This is a genomic window from Nonomuraea glycinis (genome assembly GCF_014646515.1).
GTDB classification, from domain to species: domain Bacteria; phylum Actinomycetota; class Actinomycetes; order Streptosporangiales; family Streptosporangiaceae; genus Nonomuraea; species Nonomuraea glycinis.
This window is the reverse complement of the sequence record NZ_BMNK01000001.1, coordinates 221,824-228,736: the sequence shown is the minus strand read 5'-3', so window position 1 is coordinate 228,736 and position 6,913 is coordinate 221,824. Positions and strand designations below refer to the sequence as shown.

Genomic DNA, 6,913 nt, shown 5'->3' with positions numbered 1-6,913 from the left:
CGCCCCTTTTATTGGGCCTTAGACGCATAGATCTTCTTTGAGGTTTACCAAGATAGCTGCGATCTTTGTTACGATTGGGACACGTGGAGCTCCAGATATATCGGCGTTTTTCGTGACAAAGGCGACGAGTGAGCACCAGAATGCGGGATCGACGCAGTGTCTAGGCCTCAATCGGAGGACGAAATGCGCAGACAGCTCAAGGTGCTCGCCTGCCTCGGGAGTCTGGCGGCATTGAGCTCCATCCCGGCTCCCCCCGCCGCCGCACACTCGGCGGGCGGCGGGCTGGAGACGCCGCTGGAGGGCGCGCAGGGCGGCTCGGCCGAGGACTGCCGCGTCACGGCCGCCAAGCCGTCCGTCGACGCCAAGGGACTGATCAGGGGCACCGCCTCCCGGTCCGGCTGCGGCCAGAAGGCCCTGCTCAGGGTGCGCGTCCAGCAGGCCGCGGCCGGCCCGGACCGGACGCTCAAGAGCGGCTCCCAGCGCCTCACCAACGGCCGGATCACGGCCACGCTGCCCTGCTCGGACACCCCGCGCCGCTACTACGTCACCGCCCTCGACCATCAGGGCCAGGAGAGCACCTCGGACGGCGTCCTGCTGTCCTGCAAGAAGCCGCCTGCCACCACTGCCACCACGAGCACCGCCCGGACGGCCGGCGCATCGAGCGCCGAGACCGAGGTCGTCAGGCTCACCAACCGGGCCAGAGTGGCAGGCGGCTGCAAGCCGCTCGTCCACGACGCCAAGCTCCGCACCGCCGCCGACAGGCACTCGGCGGACATGGCGGCCAAGGGCTACTTCGACCACAGCTCCCAGGACGGCCGCTCCGCCGGTGACCGGATCGGAGCCGTCGGCTTCGCCCCGGTCCGGACCTGGGGCGAGAACATCGCCATGGGGCAGCGCACCGCGGCCTCCGTGGTCCAGGGCTGGCTCAACAGCCCGGGACACCGCGCGAACATCATGAACTGCAAGTTCACTCACATAGGGGTCGGCCAGCACTCAAAGGGTCCACACTGGACTCAGGTCTTCGCCGCGCACTGAGCCAGGGAGCACGCGGGCACACCGGCCCCACCCGTGCCGGTTCCCACCGCACGCCCGCGACGCTCCCCTCCGGCGGGCCCGGCCGCGACTCCCCCCGCAACGGACCGTGGCCGGGCCCGCATGCTTTCCCCCGAGCTGGGCCGAGTGTCCCCGGCGCGCGAGGACGGGACATCCACGCAGGTCAGAGGGCCGTCCGGTAGCGTCATCCCTTGATATGAGACTTGACGGAATCCCACTCTGGGACGGCACAGAACCTCGCGGCCCGGTCGAGCTCCAGTGGGAGCCCGACCGGATCACCGGCCTGCGGCCCGCCGAGCAGCGACACGACGACCTCTGCGTCATCCCCGGTCTGGTGGACACGCACGTCCACCTGATCGGCGACGCCGGTGAGGGCCGGTCCGACTTCAGCACCTGGCCGCTGGTCACCACCCGGGACGAGCAGGTGCTGCACGGCGTCGCGCACGCCCAGCGCGCCCTGCGGCACGGCGTGACGACGCTGCGCGACATGGCCGGCGACGAGGCGCAGGTGGCGCTGGCCCGGGCCTTCGACGCGGGGCTGCTACCTGGCCCGCGGATCAGGGTGCTCGGCATGGTGGGGATGACCGCCGGGCACGGTGACCTGTTCGTGCCGGCCGCGCATCCGTTGCGCAAGCCGACCGCCGACGGTCCCGACGAATGCCGCAAGCTGGTGCGTACCTGGGCCAGGGCGGGCCTGCACGGGATCAAGATCACGACGAGCGGCGGCGTGCTGTCGGTCGGCGACCGCCACGCCTGGCGCAACTACACCCGCGCGGAGGTCGGGGCCATCGTCGACGAGGCGCACGCGCTCGGCATGCCGGTGGCCGCGCACGCCCATTCCGAGGACGGCATCCGCGTCGCCGTCGAGGAGGGCGTGGACTCCATCGAACACGGCACGTTGATGAGCGCCGACCTGGCCGAGACCCTGGCCGCGCGCGGCACCCCGGTGGCTCCGACGCTGCTGATCAGCAGGGTGATCGCCGAGGGCCGCGTCCCGGTGCCTCCTGACGTCATGGTCAAGGCCGCCGAGTTGGTGGCCCAGCGGGACAAGCTGTTCGCCGAGGCCGCGCGGGCGGGGGTCCGGTTCGTGCTGGGCACCGATGCCAACGGCTTCCACGTGCGCTTCGGCGACCAGTGCGCCGAGGTCGTCTACATGGCCGAGGTTCTCGGCCTCGACGCCCCGTCGGCGCTGCGTGCGGCCACCTCCGACGCCGCCGACGCCATCGGCATGCCGGTGGGGCGCATCGCGCCCGGACTCGGCGCCGACTTCATCGTGCTGCGCGGCCGTCCGTGGGAGCGGATCGAGGACCTGTCCGTGGCGAACATCGTCGCCGTGGTGTCCCGGGGCCACCTCGCCGCGGGCAACCTGCCCTGACCCGGAAGGGCGTGTACGGTCCCGCCTGGGCGACCTGATCGGGGGCGGCCTCCAGCGGTCGCAGATCGCCGCGTGCTTCGGGCTGATGCGGGGAAGACGGCCACGGTGTGCGGGGGGGCGATCCGGAGCGCCTGCGGCTTCTTCGTGGCGGCCTTCGGGATTCGGGGCCGGACAACGTGGAGGGGCCCGCCATGTAGACGGGCCCCGGGTCACGCTTCGCAGCCGCCGAGGGTGAACGTTAGCTGATCACGCACTTCGAGTCTTTGCTCTTGATGCCGAGGATCTGGCTCAGGATGTCGCCGGTCTGCAGGACGAGCACGCCCCTGGTGCTCTTGTCGACTGCTTCCTTGGTGAAGATGTTGTCGTCACCGCAGATGATGACCCTGTTGTCGAAGTCCGGGTCGTCATGCGGCCAGCCGACCGACGCCGAGGTGGGGGCGCTGGGCATCGCAGCTAGCGCGGAGCCGCCGAACATGACCATCCCGCCGACGATCCCGGCCAGGATGAGCCCTTGTCTGTACATACTGAATCTCCTTGATACCGATCGACTACTCTCCGTAGCTATCGGGAGAAGATCTGCCCGGCGCCTACTTTCCACAAACTCTCGCATTTTCACTCTTGACCTGCGAGAAGACGCCACATGGGGGAAGCGATGCCGAAGATCGGCCCACTTGACGCATAGATGTTCCTAGCTGAGACGCACTCCCGCTTCTCATGACCAGTTCCAGACCATCGCGCAGCGCCCCCTTGGCGCAAACTGGGTCATGTCAGTTGAAAACGGAGCATGGATACGCACATCGGGCATGCTCGGCAGACACCCCCGATATCGACTGACGGGAGGTGCCACAGCAGAGATGGAAACGCTCCGTGACGCGGCTTCTACACGCTCGCGTGCCGGAGGACGACGCCCGGCGTCCAGCGGGGCTCAGATGGGCTGCAGCGGCGGCCCGCATGACCAGGGCCGCCTCGGTCGAGCGGCGATGCCTGCTCGGGAGTGCGGTGGAAGGCGACCGCGGCGCGGACGACGAGCACGCCGTCCGCGCGGCGGGGCGGCGAGCGGGGTTCGCCGCCCCGCCGCCCGGAGTCGGTGTTGGCGAGCGGGGTTCGCCGCCCCGCCGCCCGGACTCGGTGTTACGCCCTCGGCGTTACGCCTTGAGCCAGCTCATCATCGGACGCAGCGTGGCGCCCGTCTTCTCGATCGGGTTCTCGGCGAGCTCCTCGCGGTGCTTGGTGAACTCCTTCTGGCCGCCGTCGAACTCCTCGACGAGCTGCCGGGCGAAGGTGCCGTCCTGGATCTCGCCCAGGATGCGCCGCATCTCCTGACGGGTCTCGTCGGTGATGACGCGGGAGCCGCGGGTGTAGCCGCCGTACTCGGCGGTGTCGGACACCGACCAGTACATCTTCGAGATGCCGCCCTCGTACATGAGGTCGACGATGAGCTTCATCTCGTGCAGGCACTCGAAGTAGGCGACCTCCGGCTGGTAGCCGGCCTCGATGAGGGTCTCGAAGCCCGCCTTGATGAGCTCGGAGACGCCACCGCACAGCACGGCCTGCTCGCCGAACAGGTCGGTCTCGGTCTCCTCGGTGAAGGTCGTCTTCAGCGCGCCGGCGCGGGTGCCGCCGATGCCCTTGGCGTAGGACAGCGCGAGGTCGAAGGCCTTGCCGGAGGCGTCCTTCTCGACGGCCACCAGAACCGGCACGCCGCGGCCCGCCTCGAACTGGCGGCGGACGAGGTGGCCGGGGCCCTTGGGGGCGACCATGCAGACGTCGACGCCCTCGGGGGCCTCGATGAGGCCGTAGCGGATGTTGAGGCCGTGGCCGAAGAACAGCGCGTCGCCCTGCTTGAGGTTGGGCGCGACATGCTCGGCGTAGAGGTGGCGCTGAATGTGGTCCGGCGCCAGGATCATGGTGACGTCGGCCTCCTTCACCGCCTCGGCGGGCGTGAGCACGCGCAGGCCGTCGTTCTCGGCCTTCTCGCGGCTCTTGGAGCCCTCGGGCAGGCCGACGCGCACGTCGACCCCGGAGTCACGCAGGGAGAGCGCGTGGGCGTGGCCCTGGCTGCCGTACCCCAGCACGGCCACCCGACGTCCCTGGATGATCGACAGGTCGGCCTGGTCGTCGTAGAAAATCTCGGTCACTTGCTGAAACCTTTCAGGCGGTACGGTCCAGTGCCCTGAGGGACCGGTCAGTGATGGAACGGGCACCGCGGCCGATGGCCACCATGCCCGATTGGACGAGCTCCTTGATGCCGAACGGCTCGAGGATCTTGACGAACGCCTCGAGCTTGTCCGTGGTGCCGGTGACCTCGATGGTCACGGCGTCGGCCGCCACGTCGATGCAGCGAGCGCGGAAGAGCTGGACGAGCTCCAGCACGCTCGACCGATTGTCGGCGTCGGCCTTGACCTTGATGAGCATGAGCTCCCGTTGCACGGCGTGCGAGGTGTCCAGCTCCACGATCTTGAGGACGTTCACCAGCTTGTTGAGCTGCTTGGTGACCTGCTCCAGCGGAAGCTCCTCGACGTTGACCACGATCGTCATGCGGGAGATGTCGTCGTGCTCGGTGGGCCCGACGGCCAGGGAGTCGATGTTGAAGCCCCGCCTGCTGAACAGGGCGGACACCCGGGCCAGGACGCCTGGCTTGTTCTCCACGAGCACCGAGAGCGTGTGCCTGCTCATTCTTCGTTCTCCCACTTAGGCGCCATGTCACGGGCGATCTTGATCTCGTCGTTGCTCGTCCCGGCCGCGACCATGGGCCAGACCATCGCGTCCTGGTGGACGACGAAGTCGACCACGACCGGCACGTCGTTGATCTCCATGGCCTTCTTGATGGTCGCGTCCACGTCCTCGGGGCGCTCGCATCGCAGGCCCACACAACCATAGGCCTCCGCCAGCTTGACGAAGTCCGGGATGCGGCGCGTCGCCTGCAGGTTCGTGTTGGAGTAACGCTTGTCATAGAAGAGGGTCTGCCACTGGCGAACCATGCCGAGATTACCGTTGTTGATAACGGCGATCTTGATCGGCACCCCCTCCAGGGCACAGGTGGCGAGCTCCTGGTTGGTCATCTGGAAGCAGCCGTCGCCGTCGACGGCCCACACGACCGCGTCGGGCCGGCCCATCTTGGCGCCCATCGCGGCCGGGACGGCGAAGCCCATCGTGCCGGCGCCGCCCGAGTTGATGAACGCGCCCGGCCGCTCGTGCTCGATGAACTGGGCGGCCCACATCTGGTGCTGGCCGACCCCGGCCACGTAGTAGGCGTCCGGCCCGGCGATCGCGCTCAGCCGCTGCATGACGTACTGGGGGGCCAGGGAGCCGTCCTCGAACTCCTCGTAGCCCAGCGGGTAGGTCTCCTTGTAGCCGTTGAGCGTGGTCCACCAGTCGGTGTAGTCGCCCTTCTCGCCGGCGGTCTCGAGGGCGGCGATCAGGTCACGGATGACATCCTTGCAGTCGCCCACGATCGGCACGTCGGCGTGGCGGTTCTTGGAGATCTCCGCCGGGTCGATGTCCGCGTGCACGACCTTGGCGTACGGCGCGAAGGAGGACAGCTGCCCGGTGACGCGGTCGTCGAAGCGGACGCCCAGGGCGATGAGCAGGTCCGCCTGCTGCAGCGCGCCGACGGCGGAGACCGAGCCGTGCATGCCGGGCATGCCCATGTGCTGGGGGTGGCTGTCGGGGAAGGTGCCCCGGGCCATCAGCGTGGTGACGACCGGGATGTGGACCAGCTCGGCGAGCGTCAGCAGGTCCGCCGAGGCGCCCGCCTTGTGCACGCCGCCGCCGACGTAGAGCACCGGGCGCCGGGCCTCGGCGATCAGCTTGGCCGCCTCACGGATCTGCTTGGAGTGCGGCCGGGTCACCGGCCGGTAGCCGGGCAGCTGCATCGTCGGCGGCCAGACGAACGTGGTCTCCTTCTGCAGCGCGTCCTTGGAGATGTCCACCAGCACCGGGCCGGGCCGGCCGGTGGAGGCGATGTGGAACGCCTCCATGATCGTGCGGGCGATGTCGTCCGGATCGGTGATCAAGAAGTTGTGCTTGGTGATCGGCATGGTGATGCCGGAGATGTCGGCTTCCTGGAAGGCGTCCGTGCCGATGGCCGCGCTGGCCACCTGGCCGGTGATGGCCACCATCGGCACCGAGTCCATGTAGGCGTCGGCGATCGGGGTGACCAGGTTGGTCGCGCCGGGGCCACTGGTCGCCATGCACACCCCGACCCGGCCGGTGGCCTGGGCGTAACCCTCGGCCGCGTGTCCCGCCCCCTGCTCGTGCCGTACAAGCACGTGCCGGACCTTGGCCGAGTCGTAAAGGGGATCGTAGGCGGGCAGGATGGCGCCGCCCGGGATCCCGAAAACGGTGTCGACTCCCACGTGCTCCAGCGCCCTGACCAGGGCCTGTGCACCTGTCATCCGTTCGGTCATCGGCTCGTTCCTTGCGTGGCTACTCACTTAAGGACATAAAAAATGCCCCTCCCCACCGGCGGTGGGACTGGGGCGG

The 6,913-nt window shown here is 68.9% G+C and carries 6 protein-coding genes; 2 read left to right on the top strand and 4 right to left on the bottom strand.

Annotated elements, in window-relative coordinates; translation table 11 throughout:
• Nucleotides 1–183 precede the first annotated feature (183 nt).
• Nucleotides 184–1,035, top strand: coding sequence for a CAP domain-containing protein (locus IEY87_RS01035; protein ID WP_189136543.1), 852 nt, complete (start codon nucleotides 184–186; stop codon nucleotides 1,033–1,035).
• 214 nt (nucleotides 1,036–1,249) lie between these two features.
• Nucleotides 1,250–2,428 (top strand): metal-dependent hydrolase family protein, encoded by a 1,179-nt coding sequence (locus tag IEY87_RS01030; protein WP_189136542.1) that lies wholly within the window; start codon nucleotides 1,250–1,252, stop codon nucleotides 2,426–2,428.
• Nucleotides 2,429–2,666: 238 nt separating this feature from the next.
• Here the strand turns inward: IEY87_RS01030 and IEY87_RS01025 are convergent, their stop codons facing one another.
• The 4 genes from IEY87_RS01025 to IEY87_RS01010 form a co-directional block, all read right to left on the bottom strand.
• Nucleotides 2,667–2,951, bottom strand: coding sequence for a hypothetical protein (locus IEY87_RS01025; protein WP_189136541.1), 285 nt, complete (start codon nucleotides 2,949–2,951; stop codon nucleotides 2,667–2,669).
• A 622-nt stretch (nucleotides 2,952–3,573) separates the two neighbouring features.
• The gene (gene ilvC / locus IEY87_RS01020; protein ID WP_189137265.1) at nucleotides 3,574–4,557 is read right to left on the bottom strand and encodes a ketol-acid reductoisomerase; all 984 of its coding nucleotides are present in this window, start codon (nucleotides 4,555–4,557) and stop codon (nucleotides 3,574–3,576) included.
• A 22-nt stretch (nucleotides 4,558–4,579) separates the two neighbouring features.
• Complete coding sequence (gene ilvN / locus IEY87_RS01015) at nucleotides 4,580–5,104, bottom strand: acetolactate synthase small subunit (RefSeq protein ID WP_189136540.1); 525 nt, start codon at nucleotides 5,102–5,104, stop codon at nucleotides 4,580–4,582.
• Nucleotides 5,101–6,837, bottom strand: coding sequence for an acetolactate synthase large subunit (locus IEY87_RS01010; protein ID WP_189136539.1), 1,737 nt, complete (start codon nucleotides 6,835–6,837; stop codon nucleotides 5,101–5,103). Before IEY87_RS01010 ends, ilvN begins: the two co-directional genes overlap by 4 nt.
• Nucleotides 6,838–6,913 lie beyond the last annotated feature (76 nt).